This window comes from Mycobacterium sp. IDUB_1, from assembly GCF_055419625.1.
In genome coordinates this window covers 2,487,977-2,502,276 of the sequence record NZ_JBVAYA010000001.1, presented here as the reverse complement: position 1 = coordinate 2,502,276, position 14,300 = coordinate 2,487,977, and the positions used below count along the sequence as shown (strand labels likewise).

Annotated in this window: 16 protein-coding genes; 15 read left to right on the top strand and 1 reads right to left on the bottom strand. The window is 67.6% G+C overall.

The annotated features are described in order from the left end of the window. Positions 1-64 precede the first annotated feature (64 nt). The 8 genes from ACZYYX_RS12505 (at position 65) to ACZYYX_RS12470 (ending at position 7,736) form a co-directional block, all read left to right on the top strand. Positions 65-1,168 (top strand): homogentisate 1,2-dioxygenase, encoded by a 1,104-nt coding sequence (locus tag ACZYYX_RS12505; RefSeq protein ID WP_463814679.1) that lies wholly within the window; start codon positions 65-67, stop codon positions 1,166-1,168. Then, positions 1,168-2,370, top strand: a complete 1,203-nt coding sequence (locus ACZYYX_RS12500) for an alpha/beta fold hydrolase (protein WP_463814678.1) — start codon at positions 1,168-1,170, stop codon at positions 2,368-2,370. Before ACZYYX_RS12505 ends, ACZYYX_RS12500 begins: the two co-directional genes overlap by 1 nt. 86 nt (positions 2,371-2,456) lie before the next feature. Continuing rightward, positions 2,457-3,662 (top strand): CaiB/BaiF CoA transferase family protein, encoded by a 1,206-nt coding sequence (locus ACZYYX_RS12495; protein ID WP_463814890.1) that lies wholly within the window; start codon positions 2,457-2,459, stop codon positions 3,660-3,662. Further along, complete coding sequence (locus ACZYYX_RS12490) at positions 3,659-4,561, top strand: hydroxymethylglutaryl-CoA lyase (RefSeq protein WP_463814677.1); 903 nt, start codon at positions 3,659-3,661, stop codon at positions 4,559-4,561. Before ACZYYX_RS12495 ends, ACZYYX_RS12490 begins: the two co-directional genes overlap by 4 nt. Positions 4,562-4,565: 4 nt before the next feature. Continuing rightward, positions 4,566-5,189: a TetR/AcrR family transcriptional regulator gene (locus ACZYYX_RS12485; RefSeq protein ID WP_463814676.1), complete on the top strand. Its 624-nt coding sequence runs from the start codon at positions 4,566-4,568 to the stop codon at positions 5,187-5,189. A gap of 23 nt (positions 5,190-5,212) precedes the next feature. After that, complete coding sequence (locus ACZYYX_RS12480) at positions 5,213-6,451, top strand: acyl-CoA dehydrogenase family protein (RefSeq protein WP_463814675.1); 1,239 nt, start codon at positions 5,213-5,215, stop codon at positions 6,449-6,451. Continuing rightward, positions 6,448-7,410 (top strand): phosphotransferase family protein, encoded by a 963-nt coding sequence (locus ACZYYX_RS12475; RefSeq protein WP_463814674.1) that lies wholly within the window; start codon positions 6,448-6,450, stop codon positions 7,408-7,410. The genes ACZYYX_RS12480 and ACZYYX_RS12475 overlap by 4 nt, the downstream gene beginning before the upstream one ends. Further along, positions 7,407-7,736 (top strand): DUF6285 domain-containing protein, encoded by a 330-nt coding sequence (locus tag ACZYYX_RS12470; protein WP_463814673.1) that lies wholly within the window; start codon positions 7,407-7,409, stop codon positions 7,734-7,736. Before ACZYYX_RS12475 ends, ACZYYX_RS12470 begins: the two co-directional genes overlap by 4 nt. Positions 7,737-7,746: 10 nt before the next feature. Here ACZYYX_RS12470 and ACZYYX_RS12465 read toward each other — a convergent pair whose 3' ends face one another. After that, on the bottom strand, positions 7,747-8,388 hold the full coding sequence (locus ACZYYX_RS12465; RefSeq protein ID WP_463814672.1) for a class I SAM-dependent methyltransferase: 642 nt from the start codon (positions 8,386-8,388) through the stop codon (positions 7,747-7,749). 91 nt (positions 8,389-8,479) lie between these two features. On the opposite strand from ACZYYX_RS12465, the gene ACZYYX_RS12460 reads away from it, so the two are divergent. The 7 genes from ACZYYX_RS12460 to nuoF all read left to right on the top strand — a co-directional run bounded on the left by ACZYYX_RS12460 (position 8,480) and on the right by nuoF (position 14,210). After that, the gene (locus tag ACZYYX_RS12460; RefSeq protein WP_463814671.1) at positions 8,480-8,893 is read left to right on the top strand and encodes an Rv3143 family two-component system response regulator; all 414 of its coding nucleotides are present in this window, start codon (positions 8,480-8,482) and stop codon (positions 8,891-8,893) included. Positions 8,894-9,059: 166 nt separating this feature from the next. Next, on the top strand, positions 9,060-9,434 hold the full coding sequence (locus ACZYYX_RS12455; RefSeq protein WP_221356024.1) for an NADH-quinone oxidoreductase subunit A: 375 nt from the start codon (positions 9,060-9,062) through the stop codon (positions 9,432-9,434). Continuing rightward, positions 9,425-9,979: a NuoB/complex I 20 kDa subunit family protein gene (locus ACZYYX_RS12450; RefSeq protein ID WP_463814670.1), complete on the top strand. Its 555-nt coding sequence runs from the start codon at positions 9,425-9,427 to the stop codon at positions 9,977-9,979. The genes ACZYYX_RS12455 and ACZYYX_RS12450 overlap by 10 nt, the downstream gene beginning before the upstream one ends. Then, the gene (locus tag ACZYYX_RS12445; RefSeq protein ID WP_463814669.1) at positions 9,976-10,662 is read left to right on the top strand and encodes an NADH-quinone oxidoreductase subunit C; all 687 of its coding nucleotides are present in this window, start codon (positions 9,976-9,978) and stop codon (positions 10,660-10,662) included. The genes ACZYYX_RS12450 and ACZYYX_RS12445 overlap by 4 nt, the downstream gene beginning before the upstream one ends. Continuing rightward, on the top strand, positions 10,662-11,990 hold the full coding sequence (gene nuoD / locus ACZYYX_RS12440; RefSeq protein ID WP_463814668.1) for an NADH dehydrogenase (quinone) subunit D: 1,329 nt from the start codon (positions 10,662-10,664) through the stop codon (positions 11,988-11,990). Before ACZYYX_RS12445 ends, nuoD begins: the two co-directional genes overlap by 1 nt. A 28-nt stretch (positions 11,991-12,018) precedes the next feature. Then, a complete protein-coding gene (gene nuoE, locus ACZYYX_RS12435) occupies positions 12,019-12,894 on the top strand; it encodes an NADH-quinone oxidoreductase subunit NuoE (RefSeq protein WP_463814667.1) in 876 nt (291 codons plus the stop codon). Then, on the top strand, positions 12,891-14,210 hold the full coding sequence (gene nuoF / locus ACZYYX_RS12430) for an NADH-quinone oxidoreductase subunit NuoF (protein ID WP_463814666.1): 1,320 nt from the start codon (positions 12,891-12,893) through the stop codon (positions 14,208-14,210). Before nuoE ends, nuoF begins: the two co-directional genes overlap by 4 nt. Positions 14,211-14,300: the final 90 nt, after the last annotated feature.

The window sequence follows — 14,300 nt, the reverse complement described above, 5'->3', positions numbered from 1 at the left end:
CGGGTGTTGACTCGCGGTCAGAACTAAAAGTAACGTCAGTTTCACTTCGACAGGAGGAGCTCGCATGGAATCGTTCGTTCACCTGAGCAAAGGCACCGTTCCGAAGAGGATTCACGCCGACCTGGACGGACTCAAAGACGACGAACTCGGCCGCGGTGGGTTCACCGGTCGCTTCGCCCACCTCTACCGGCGCAATGATCCGACGGCCTACCGGTCGACCGGCCCCTTGCGCCCCCTCGACGTCCTCGCCGGCGACCTGAAACCCTCCGATGCCGGCGACGCCCTCGGTACGCCACTGCTGCTGTTCTCCAACGAGGATGCGCAGTTCTTCTTGTCCCGGCGTAGCGACGAGATGCCGTTCTGGGTCCGCTACGTCGACGGCGACCTGCTGAGCTTCGTGCACGAAGGCTCCGGCACTCTGGAGACCGAGTTCGGTCCGCTGCGCTACCGCGCGGGCGACTGGGTCTACCTGCCCAAGTCGTGCACCTGGCGGCAGCTGCCCGACGAAGCGGGCACGTGGTTGATGATCCAGGCCACCGACGAACTGCGGGTACCGCCTCCCGGCCCACTGGGCCGCCACTTCCCGTTCGACCCCTCGCAAATCGTGATCCCCGACCCCGCACCCTGCGACGACGACGGACGGGAGACCTACGAGGTCCGACTCGTGCACTCCCCCATCGACGGGCAGACCACGACGACGCTGCACTACGGCCACCACCCGCTCGACGTCGAAGGCTGGCGGGGCGACAACTTCCCGTTCACCTTCAACATCGACGACTACCACGTGGTGACCTCCGACAGCGTGCACCTGCCCCCGACGGTGCACCTGTTCATGCAGGCGACCGGCGTCTACGTGATGAATTTCCTGCCCAAGCCCGCCGAGGGCGTACCGGGCACCGAGCGCACACCGTGGTATCACCGCAACGTCGACTTCGACGAGATCGCGTTCTTCCACGGCGGGTCCCTCTACGGCATCCCCATGCCGCCCGGGTTGATCTCCCATGCACCGCAGGGCGTGCACCACGGCGCGCCGGAGAAAGCGCGAGAGCGGGCGCGCCGCAAGTTCGACGACTTTCAGTCGGTGGACTGGAAGGTCATCTCGATCGACACCCGCCGACGCCTGACCCCGTCCGCCGAGGTGCTCGCCCACGACCTGGGGCAGCACTGATGAGCACGCGCCACGATTACGATCGGATTCCGTATCTGGTTGCCTATCAGAACAATTCGGCTGTTCGCGATGTGTACGGCGGAGTGGCTGAGCTGGTGGTGCTGGAGAGTTATCTGCTCAAGCCGGTAGCGCCGTCGGCGGCCGGAGCCGCTCCGGCGGCGACATCAGACACCGTCCTGGTGTTCATGCACCCGATCGGCGGTGGCGCCTACCTGCCGATGATCAACGCGTTGGCGCGCGCCGGCCACCATGTCATCTACTGCAACAGCCGGTTCCGCGGCACCGACTCGGCCCTGCTGATGGAAAAGGTTGTCGAGGACCTCGGCGAGTGCATCAAAGACGCCAAGAATCGGCTGGGCTACCGCAAGGTGGTGCTCGCCGGGTGGAGCGGCGGGGGTTCGCTGTCGGTGTTCTACCAACAGCAGGCACAACACCCGACGGTGACAGCGAGCCCGTCGGGCGACGGACCCGACCTCACGACGCTGGGCCTGATCCCCGCCGACGGCATCATGCTGCTCGCCGCGCACATCAGCCGGCACGGCACGATGACCGAATGGATGGACGCGTCCATTCTCGACGAGTCCGACCCCAGCCAGCGCGATCCCGAGCTCGACCTCTACAACCCGGACAACCCGAATCAGCCTCCATACACCCCGGAGTTCCTCGAGCGCTACCACCAGGCCCAGATCGACCGGAACCGCCGGATCACCGCGTGGGTCAAGGACAAACTCGCCGAACTCAAGGCGGCGGGCAGGCCGGACGACGAGTTCGGCTTCGTCGTCCACGGCACGATGGCCGATCCGCGATGGCTCGATCCGACGGTGGATCCGAACGAACGCACCCCGGGCATCTGCTATCTGGGCGATCCTGCTGTGGTGAACATGAGCCCCGTCGGACTCGCGCGATTCTGCACGCTGCGCAGCTGGCTCTCCCAGTGGAGCTACGACGACGCCCACGGCGACGCGGTGAAGGCCGGCCCGGACATCGCCGTGCCCGCGCTGGTGATCGGCAACCTCGCCGACGATGCGTGCACGCCCAGCCACACCCGCAGGATCTTCGAGGCGATCGGACACCCGGACAAAGAGATGCACGAAATCCCCGGTGCCAACCACTATTACGCGGGCCCTGACCAGCGGGACAAGCTGCGCGCGGCCGTGGACATCTGCACCGACTGGCTGCAGCGGCACGGGTTTTCGGCATGACGCCCGGCGGGCAGGAGCGAAGCGACCCGGGAAAGAGCTCCGGCGGGCAGGAGCGAAGCGACCCGGGAAAGAGCTCCGACCGGGGAATCGACTGCGCAGGACCGCTCGACGGCATCCGGGTCATCGAGGTCGGCACGCTGATCTCCGGGCCGTTCGCCGGGCGGCTGCTGGGCGACATGGGCGCCGACGTGATCAAGATCGAACCGCCGGGCGCCCCGGATCCGCTGCGCACGTGGGGGCAGGCCGAACTCGACGGACACCACTTTTTCTGGACCGTGCACGCCCGCAACAAGAAGGCAGTGACGCTGAATCTCAGGGTGCCGGCGGGCCGCGAGCTGTTCCTGGAGCTGATCGAGCGCAGTGACATCGTGGTGGAGAACTTCCGCCCCGGCACGCTGGAGAAGTGGGATCTCGGCTATGACGTTCTGCGCGAACGTAATCGGGGAATCATCCTGGTCCGGGTGTCGGGCTACGGGCAGACGGGTCCTGACGCGCACAAAGCGGGCTACGCCTCAGTCGCCGAGGCGGCCAGCGGATTGCGGCACATGAACGGCTTTCCCGGCGGTCCTCCCCCGCGGCTGGCCCTCTCGCTCGGTGACAGCCTCGCCGGGATGTTCGCCGCGCAGGGCGCACTCGCCGCGCTCTACCGCCGCTCCGTGACCGGCGAGGGCCAGGTCGTCGACGCCGCGCTGACCGAATCGTGTCTGGCGGTGCAGGAGTCGACGATTCCCGACTACGACGTGGGCGGCGTGGTTCGCGGACCGTCGGGGACGCGACTGGAGGGAATCGCGCCGTCCAACATCTATCCGACCGCCGACGGCAGCTGGGTGGTGATCGCGGCCAATCAGGACACTGTGTTCCGGCGGCTGTGCCAGGCGATGGAGCAGCCCGACCTGGCCTCCGACGAGCGTTTCGCCACCCACGTCGCCCGCGGGCGCAACCAGGACGAACTCGACGCCATCATCGGCGCCTGGGCGGCCGCCCGTGAACCCGCGGACATCATCTCCACGCTTTCGGCGGCCGGGGTGATCAGCGGTCCGATCAACACGGTGGCCGAGGTCGTCGCCGATCCCCAGTTGCAGGCGCGCGGCATGATCGCCGACCACTTCGACGAGCGGATCGGCCGTGCCGTCAAAGGACCCGGCGTTGTGCCGGTGCTGTCGGAGACGCCGGGGACGATCCGCCGCGCCGGATCGGCACGACCCGGCCAGCACAACGAGGAGATCTACCGCGACCTGCTCGGCCACACCGACGCCGAACTGGCCGACCTGCGTGCCGAGGGGGTGCTGTGAATCTTCCTTCTCACGTGACGATCCGGGACGTCTCGTTGCGCGACGGGCTCCAGATCGAGGCGCCGATCCCGTTGTCGGCCAAGCGGGAACTACTCGCGGCCATCGCCGCAACCGGAGTGCGCGAGATGGAGGCCACCGCGTTCGTCTCGCCGTCGAAAGTGCCCGCGCTGGCCGACGCCGCCGAGCTCGCCGAGCACCTCGGCGAGTTCCCCGGCATCGAATTCTCGGCTCTGGTGGCCAGTCCCACCGGCGCAAAGCGCACGGTCGCGGCGGGGCTGCGGTCCATCGAGTACGTGGTGTCGGCTGCCGACGGACACAGCCGCGCCAACGTCGGTCGGACATCAGCCGAGGCCGCCGCGGCGATCCCCGACATCGTGGCGATCGCCCACGACGCCGGCGCCCGAGTGGAAGTCATCATCGCCACCGCCTGGGATTGCCCGTTCGACGGACCGACGCCGACAGCTCGGGTGCTCGATGTCGTCACTGCGGCGACGAACGCCGGCGCAGACCGGCTCGCGATCGCCGACACGATCGGGACCGCGACGCCGCGCCGGGTCACCGAACTCGTCGCACTGGTGAGCCCGCTCATCGGCGACCTGCCGCTGGGCGCGCATTTTCACAACACCCGCGGCGCCGGGCTGGCCAGTGCCTATGCCGCGATCCAGGCCGGAGTGACGCGGCTGGACGCCTCGGTCGGCGGGTTGGGCGGTTGCCCATTTGCCCCCGGTGCCAGCGGCAACATCGCCACCGAGGACCTGGTGTATCTGTTGCGCGACTGCGGCATCGGGAACGACGTCGACCTCGAGCGGGCGATCGACGCCGCCCGGGTCGCCCAAGACGCCGTCGGCCACGAACTTCCCAGCGCGCTGCTGCGTGCCGGCGACCGGATCCTGGGCTGACCGCGTGCCGCCCAGCCCGTCGGAGTTGAGCGCGAAAGGACGCCAGACTCGCCTGTCGATCGAACAGGCCGCGCGAAAACTGTTCGCCGAACGCGGTTTTCACGGCACCACACTGGGTGACATCACCTCGGCGGCCGGCAGGTCCACCGCGGCGTTCTACCGGTACTTCGCCGACAAGGAAGATCTGCTGGCCGATCTCGCCGAATCGTTCCTGCATGACGTGGTGGCACCCTCAGGCCTGAGTGTGCCGCTGCCCCAGTCCCCCGACGACGACGCGTTCTTCACCACGGTCGTCACCGGTTACTGGACGATGTTCACCCAGAACATCGGCATCATGATCGCCGTCGCGCAGCTCGCCGCCACCCAGCCACGGTTCGCCGCCCTGCAGGACGAGTTCCGCCGCTTCGGTATCGACATCGTCGCCGCATCGGTGCGCCGCGCCCAGGACCAGGGCTACGCCACCGAGCTGAACCCCGAGCACACCGCAGCGGCCATCGCGCTGCTGTTCGAGAACTTCACCACCGTGTTCGTCGGCGACACCGGGGCAAGCGTCGGGATCACGATGAGCGACGACGAGGCCATCACCACTCTGTCGCGGATCTGGAAGAAAACGCTGTACGGACAGTAACGTCGACCACCAAGGAGATCATCGTGGATTTCAACCTCCCCGAACACCTTCCGGGGCTGCTCGCCGAGATGGACGCGTTCATCGAGACCGAGATCAAGCCCCTGGAGCGCGAGCACATCCAGTACTTCGACCACCGTCGCGAACACGCTCGCACCGACTGGGACAACGGCGGCGTGCCACGCCGCGAATGGGAGGATCTGCTCGACGAGATGCGGCGGCGCGCCGATGCGGCGGGATGGCTGCGTTACGGGTTGCCCGCCCAGTTCGGTGGGCGCGACGGCAGCAACATCGACATGGCCGTCATCCGGGAACACCTGGCGCACAAAGGTCTCGGGCTGCACAACGACCTGCAGGACGAGTCGTCGATCGTCGGGAACTTCCCCCAGGTCATCATGATGGACCGCTTCGGCACCGACGAGCAGAAGGCCGCATGGACCGAGGTGTTGATCACCGGCGAGCGCTCGATGGCGTTCGGGTTGACCGAACCGAACCACGGCTCCGACGCGACCTGGCTGGAGACGACGGCAGTACGCGACGGCGACGACTGGGTCATCAACGGCGCCAAGCGCTGGAACACCGGTGTGCATCGAGCCACCCACGACCTGATCTTCGCGCGCACCTCAGGTGAACCCGGCCAGGCCCGCGGCATCACCGCGTTCCTGGTCCCCACAGACTCTCCCGGCTTCACGGTGCCCTACTACTGGTGGACGTTCAACATGCCCACCGACCACGGCGAGGTCGTGCTCGACAACGTCCGGGTTCCCGCCGACGCGGTGCTCGGTGAAATCGGTCGAGGCCTCGATGTCGGGCAGACGTTCCTGCACGAGAACAGGATTCGGCAGGCCGCCAGCAGCCTGGGGGCCGCACAGTTCTGCATCGACCGCGCGGTCGGCTACGCCAATGCTCGATCGGTGTTCGGCAAGCCCCTGGCGGTCAACCAGGCGGTGCAGTGGCCGCTGGTGGAATTGCAGACCGAAGCACAGATGGTGCGACTGCTGGTGTATTACGCCGCCAGCCAGCTCGACGCCAACCACCACATGGAGGTCTCCGACAAGGTGTCGATGGCCAACTATCGCGCGAACCGCCTGGTCTGCGAGGCCGCCGACCGTGCGATGCAGGTGCACGGCGGTGTCGGGTACAGCAGGCACGAACCGTTCGAGCACATCTACCGCCACCATCGCCGGTATCGCATCACCGAGGGCGCCGAGGAGATCCAGATCCGCCGCGTCGCGCAGCGGCTCTTCGGATTCGGTCGGAAATGAGCCTGGCCGACCAGCTGTGCGAGGTGCTGACCCCACTGCTCGGCGACGTCACAATCGACAACCTCACGCGGCTGACCGGGGGTGCGAGCCGTACGACCTGGGCCTTCGACGCCGTCGGTCAGACCCGACGCGCCCTGATCCTGCGCACCGGTCCCCCCGACGACATCCATGCAGGCATGGAGCTCGAGGCGACGGTGCAGCAGCGCGCCGCGGCCGCCGGCGCCCCGGTGCCGCACATCCTGAGGGCCAGCGATTCGGCGGCCGACGTGGGCAGCCCGTACCTGATCTGCGACGCGGTGCCCGGAGAGACCATCGTGCGCCGCATCTTTCGCGGACTCGACGAGGCGGGGCGGGCTCGTCTGCTGCGTCAGTGCGCCGAAGCACTGGCGGCGATCCATCGCGCCGATATCGACGGCGCGGGCTTGAGCGCACCCGACGATCTGGCCGGCTGGCGGGCCCGCCTCGACGAGATCGGCGACACCACAGCCACGTTCGAATGGACCTTCCGCCGGCTCGCCGATCAGCGACCGGCTCCTTCGCCGATGCGGTTGGTACACGGCGATTTCCGGATGGGCAATCTGATCGTCGACGACGCCGGCCTGGCGGCGGTGCTCGACTGGGAGTTGACGCACCTCGGTGAGGTGTACGAAGACCTGGCCTGGTTCTGCATTCGCGCATGGCGTTTCGGTGCGCCGGCCGCACTCGGTGCCGGCGGTCTCGGCAGCGTCGAGACGTTCGTGCGGGCCTACGAGGAGGCCGCCGGCATCCACATCGACCGGTCCGCGCTGCGCTGGTGGCTGACCGTGGCGACGCTGCGATGGGGCGTGATCTGCCGACACCAGGCCGAACGGCATCTCTCCGGGGAGACGCCGTCGGTCGAGCTCGCCGCGATCGGCCGACGGGTCAGCGAAACGGAATGGGATCTGCTGGATCTGCTCTCGGGTGGAGGCCCGGCATGACCGCGCGCCCCACCGCCGCTGAACTGGTCGCCGCCGTCGCGATGTTCCTGGAGACCGACATCCGTGCCGAGTGCGACGGCCAGGTCGGCTTCCACGCGCGGGTGGCGGCCAACGTACTACGCACCGTGGAGCGCGAATTGCTCTCCGCGACAACACCGTCGGTGAACGACGCGTTGACTGCGCTGGGAGTCGCCGACGAGGCCGAGCTGGTCGGCGCGATCCGCGCCGGCGATCTCGACGGCCGAGTCGACGACGTCATGTCGTGCCTGCGACTCCTGGTGACGCACCGGTTGTCGATCGATCACCCGGGCTACGCCGACAGCTGAGCGGCTTCGGTCAGTCGCGGCGCACCCGCAGGAGGTGGGCGGGCTCGTCGACGCGGCTTCCGATGGGCAGGCCCAGCGCCTCGGCGTGGACCTCGGTGACCACGCCGCGGTAGGTCGTCTCGGCCAGGTCCTCCACCGTCCAGCCCGGGCCGAATGAGTCGAGGAGGTCGTGCGCGGTGACCGACGGACCGAAGCCGCGTCCGGCGTCGGACAGGGCGAGCACGTGCGCGAGCGCCCCCGGCCGGGTGACGCGACCGAGACTGCTCACGTAGCGCACCCGGTCGGAGGCGTCGAACACGTGGAACAGCGCACTGTCGAGCACCGTGTCGTAGGGGGGCTGCTCCCCATCGATCGCGGTGAGGTCGAACGCGTCGGCGACGGCGAACCGTGCCGCGACGCCGCGCTCGGCGGCGTGACGCCGGGCGATGTCCACCGCCGTCGGGGCGCCGTCGACGCCGAGCACGTCGTGACCCAACCGCGTCAGGTAGATCGTGTGCTCGCCGGTTCCGCAGCCGACGTCGAGCACCCTGCCGCGGATGTATCCGGCGTCGGCGAGCGCGACGACCGCCGGTTGAGGTTCGCCGATGACCCACGGCGGGGTCGTGTGTCGGTAGAAGGCTTCGAACGAGCGCAGAGCTGGCGTCTGATCCATCAGGCCAGTGTGGAAGCGCAACCGCGGTTGAGGTCAAGACACCGGCGCCGAACCGTCTCGCAGACCCGCGCGCCGCGGCTACGATCGCGCCATGGTGCTGCCCTCGTCACCGCCCGACCCGGTCACCCTGCGAGTGCTCGTCTACAGCGACAACCCGCGGACCCGGGAGCAGGTGCGTCTGGCGCTGGGCAAGCGGGTTCATCCCGAACTCCCGGAACTCAGCTACCTCGAGGTGGCCACCGGCCCGATGGTGATCAGGCAGATGGACGCCGGCGGATTCGACCTGGCGATCCTCGACGGCGAGGCCAGCCCGGTCGGCGGGATGGGGATAGCAAAGCAACTCAAGGACGAGGTCTCGGACTGCCCGCCGGTGCTCGTGCTGACCGGACGTCCGGACGACGCCTGGCTCGCCAACTGGTCCCGTGCCGAGGCCGCGGTCCCCCACCCCATCGACCCGATCCGGCTCGGTGACGCCGTCGCGTCGCTCTTACGGCAGCGTCACTGACGCGACACGCACGTTAACGCGCTGTCACGCTTGCTTTTTCGGGACGTTACGCGGGCGTCCTGACACTCCTTTAGAGATACTCATCAAAATGTGTGGCGTGGGTCGCTATCGGGGTTAGGGTGTGGGAAAGCTCACATCGACAGCCCGCGAGGAGCTCCTACGCAGCATGAGCCTCTACACGCCGATCCTGGTGCTTGGTGCGATAGCTGCCGTGTTCGCCGTCGGTTCGGTGGGCATCGCGGTCCTCATCGGTCCGCGCCGCTACAACCGCGCCAAGCTCGAAGCCTACGAATGCGGCATCGAGCCGATGGATGCCTCCGATCCGGCGGCGGCGGCCACCGGTCAGCGCTTCCCGATCCGCTATTACCTGACGGCGATGCTGTTCATCGTCTTCGACATCGAGATCGTGTTCCTGTACCCGTGGGCCGTCGCCTTCGACAGTCTCGGTGTGTTCGCCCTGGTCGAGATGCTGCTGTTCATGGTGATCGTCTTCGTCGCCTACGCCTACGTGTGGCGCAGAGGAGGCCTGCAATGGGACTAGAGGAACGGCTGCCCGGCGGCATCCTGCTCTCCACGGTGGAGGCGGTCGCGGGTTATGTGCGCAAGGGTTCGCTGTGGCCGGCGACGTTCGGGTTGGCCTGCTGCGCCATCGAGATGATGGCGACGGCGGGTCCCCGTTTCGACATCTCACGCTTCGGCATGGAGCGTTTCTCGGCGACACCGCGGCAGGCCGATCTGATGATCGTCGCGGGCCGGGTCAGCCAGAAGATGGCCCCGGTGCTGCGCCAGATCTACGACCAGATGGCCGAGCCGAAATGGGTGCTGGCCATGGGTGTGTGCGCGTCGTCCGGCGGAATGTTCAACAACTACGCCGTGGTGCAGGGCGTCGACCACGTCGTGCCCGTCGACATCTACCTACCCGGGTGCCCGCCCCGGCCCGAGATGCTGTTGCACGCGATCCTCAAGCTGCACGACAAGATTCAGCAGATGCCTCTCGGCGTCAATCGTGAAGAGGCCATCAAGGAGGCCGAGGAGGCGGCGCTCGCGGTGCGGCCGACCATCGAACTGAAGGGCTTGTTGAGGTGACGAGCGCGGACCGACCGGTCGGACCGGCCCCCGAGGTGATCGGTGTACGGCGCGGCATGTTCGGCGCGACGGGCAGCGGCGACACCTCCGGATACGGCCGGCTGATTCGACCGGTCGCACTGCCGGGCAGCACACCTCGACCGTACGGCGGTTACTTCGACGACGTCGTGGACGCGCTCAGCGCCGCGCTGGGTGAGGACGCGATGGCCGAGGCGATCGAGAGGGTCATCGTGTATCGCGGTGAGCTCACCCTCGAGGTGCACCGTGAGCGACTCGTCGACGTCGCACAGGCACTGCGTGATGACGCGGCCCTGCGCTTCGAGCTCTGCCTCGGGGTCAACGGCGTGCACTACCCCGCCGAGACCGGGCGGGAACTGCATGCGGTGTATCCGCTGATGTCGATCACCCAAAATCGCCGCGTCCGCGTGGAAGTCGCTGCGCCCGACAATGATCCGCACATACCGTCACTGTTTTCGGTCTACCCGACCACCGATTGGCACGAACGGGAGACCTACGACTTCTTCGGCATCGTCTTCGATGGGCACCCGTCGCTGACCAGGATCGAGATGCCCGACGACTGGGTGGGCCACCCGCAGCGCAAGGACTATCCGCTGGGCGGTGTGCCGGTGGAGTACCACGGCGCCCAGATTCCGCCGCCTGATCAGCGGAGGTCCTACAGCTGATGACCACATCGCAGCACCGCCCGGAAAGGGTGGTCGTCGTCGGCGGCCAGGACTGGGAGCAGGTCGTCACGGCAGCCCGCGAGAACGCCGCCGAACACGCTGGTGAACGGATCGTGGTCAACATGGGGCCGCAGCACCCATCGACGCACGGGGTGCTGCGCCTGATCCTCGAAATCGAGGGCGAGACCATCGTCGAGGCCCGGTGCGGGATCGGCTATCTGCACACCGGCATCGAGAAGAACCTCGAGTTCCGCACGTGGACACAGGGTGTCACCTTCGTGACCCGGATGGACTACCTGTCCCCGTTCTTCAACGAGACCGTCTACTGCCTCGGCGTGGAGAAGCTCCTCGACATCACCGACGCGATCCCCGAACGAGCGTCGGTGATCCGGGTGATGATGATGGAACTCAACCGGATCTCCAGCCATCTGGTCGCATTGGCCACCGGCGGCATGGAGCTGGGCGCGATGACGGCGATGTTCCTCGGCTTCCGAGAGCGCGAACTCATCCTGTCGGTGTTCGAGACGATCACGGGCCTGCGGATGAACCATGCGTACATCCGGCCGGGCGGCGTCGCCGTCGATCTGCCCGACGAGGCGATGCCTCAGCTGCACGAGCTGTTGACGCTGCTGCCCGAACGGCTGAGCGACATGGAAAAACTGCTCAACGAGAACTACATCTGGAAGGCGCGCACCCTCGGCGTCGGCTATCTCGATCTCACCGGGTGCATGGCGCTGGGCATCACGGGACCGGTGCTGCGCTCGACAGGACTTCCGCACGATCTGCGCAAGTCGCAGCCCTACTGCGGGTACGAGACATACGACTTCGACGTCATCACCGATGACCGCTGTGATTCCTACGGCCGCTACCTGATTCGGGTCAAGGAGATGCGTGAGTCGCTCAAGATCGTCGAGCAGTGCGTGGCCCGTCTCGAGGGACTGGCCGGTGCGCCGGTGATGATCGACGACAAGAAGCTGGCGTGGCCGGCCGACCTGAAGGTGGGTCCAGACGGTCTGGGCAACTCCGGTGAGCACATCGCGAAGATCATGGGACGGTCGATGGAGGGCCTGATCCACCACTTCAAGATCGTCACCGAAGGGTTCCGCGTGCCGGCCGGGCAGGTCTACACCGCCGTCGAATCCCCGCGCGGTGAGCTCGGCGTGCACATGGTCTCCGACGGGGGAACCCGGCCGTATCGCGTGCATTACCGCGACCCGTCGTTCACGAATCTGCAGGCCGTCGCGGCGATGTGTGAGGGCGGCATGGTGGCCGACGCGATCGCGGCGGTGGCGTCGATCGATCCGGTGATGGGCGGGGTGGACAGGTGATGAGCGCTCGCGCGAAGAACAGACGATCATGAGTGTTTTCCTCGAACTCGGCCAACGTCCCGACGAACCGGGCCCACCGATCCACGGCCCGGCGAGCTATCCGTCCGACGTCACGGCGCGGCTGACGCAGGACGTCCGCGAGATCGTGAGCCGCTACCCCGATGCACGGTCGGCTCTGCTGCCGCTGCTGCACCTGGTGCAGGCCGAGGACGGGTACCTCACTCCCGCCGGAATCGTCTTCTGTGCAGGGCTCTTGGGCTTGACCCCGGCCGAGGTGACGGCCGTCGCGACGTTCTACTCGATGTACCGCCGTACCCCCACCGGCGACTACCTGGTGGGGGTCTGCACCAACACGCTGTGCGCGGTGATGGGTGGGGACGCGATTCTCGACTCACTGCAGGAACATCTCGGGATCCACGCCGGAGAGAGCACCTCGGACGGTCGGATCACGCTGGAGCACGTCGAGTGCAACGCGGCGTGCGACTACGCCCCTGTGGTGATGGTGAATTGGGAGTTCTTCGACAATCAGACCCCGTCGTCGGCGCGTGATCTGGTGGACGCGTTGCAGGCGGGGCAACCACCTTCGCCGTCACGGAGCGGGCCGCTCTGCACGTTCCGTGAGACTGCGAGAGTGCTTGCCGGCGTGGGTGATTCGCCTAGCGTCGATGACACGGCACCGGCGGGTGCCGCGACGTTGGCCGGTCTGCGGATCGCCCGGGAGCGCGGCATGAGCGCGCCGGATGCCGACGGGCCCGCCAGCGACAGCGTCTCCGAAACTCCGGGCCACGAGCAGGCCGAGGCGAGCGAGGCCGTCAAAGACCAGCCGGCACCCGCACCGTCGGCCGAGGTGCCTGCGCGCGGGCAGACGGCCGACACCGATCCGACTGCGACGGACACCCCATGACCCCACTGACACCGGTACTCAGCAGCTTCTGGGACGAACCCCAGGCGTGGAGCATGGACACCTATCGCCGCCACGGCGGTTACGAAGCGCTCGGGAAAGCCCTGGCGATGGGTCCGGACGCGGTCATCACGACGATCAAGGACTCGGGTCTGCGCGGGCGCGGAGGCGCGGGCTTCCCGACGGGGACGAAGTGGTCGTTCATCCCCCAAGGCGACGAGGGCGCGGCGGCCAAGCCGCACTATCTGGTGATCAACGCCGACGAGTCCGAACCCGGCACCTGCAAAGACATGCCGCTGATGCTGACGACGCCGCACTTCCTGGTCGAGGGCGCGATCATCGCGGCGTATGCGATCCGCGCCCACCACGCGTTCATCTACCTACGGGGCGAGGTCGTTCCGGTGCTGCGCCGGCTGCAGGCCGCCGTCGCGGAGGCGTATGCGGCCGGCTATCTGGGCACGGACATCGCGGGGTCGGGATTCGATCTGGAGCTCGTGGTGCACGCCGGGGCGGGCGCCTACATCTGCGGCGAGGAGACCGCGCTGCTGGATTCGCTGGAGGGGCGGCGGGGGCAACCGCGGCTGCGGCCACCGTTCCCCGCGGTTGCCGGCCTGTACGCATGCCCGACGGTGGTCAACAACGTCGAGTCCATCGCGAGTGTGCCGCCGATCCTGCGCAACGGTGTGGACTGGTTCCGGTCGATGGGTTCGGAGAAGTCGCCCGGTTTCACGCTGTATTCGCTGTCGGGCCACGTCACGACGCCGGGCCAGTACGAGGCGCCGCTGGGCATCACGCTGCGGGAGCTGCTGTCCTACGCCGGTGGGGTGCGGGCCGGGCACGAGCTGAAGTTCTGGACCCCGGGCGGGTCCTCGACACCGCTGCTGACCGACGAGCACCTCGACGTGCCCCTCGATTACGAAGGGATGGCCGGTGTCGGGTCGATGCTCGGCACCAAGGCGTTGCAAGTCTTCGACGACACCACCTGTGTGGTGCGGGCGGTCCGGCGCTGGACGCAGTTCTACGCCCACGAATCGTGCGGCAAGTGCACGCCGTGCCGGGAGGGCACCTACTGGCTGGCGCAGATCTACGAGCGACTGGAGACGGGCCGCGGCACCGAGGAGGACCTCGACAAACTGCTCGACATCTCCGACAACATCTTCGGCAAGTCGTTCTGCGCGCTCGGTGACGGTGCGGCGAGCCCGATTCTGTCCTCGCTCAAGTACTTCCGCGGCGAGTACGAGGCCCATCTGGGCGGCGCGGGGTGCCCGTTCGATCCGTACGCGTCGATGCTGGCCGCACCGGAAGGAGTAGGCGCGTGACCCTGATTTCTCTCCGCGAGCAGACGCGAACTCGCGCCGACACGCCGCACATCACGCGAGTTCGCGTCTGCTCGCCGGGGGAAGGTGGGC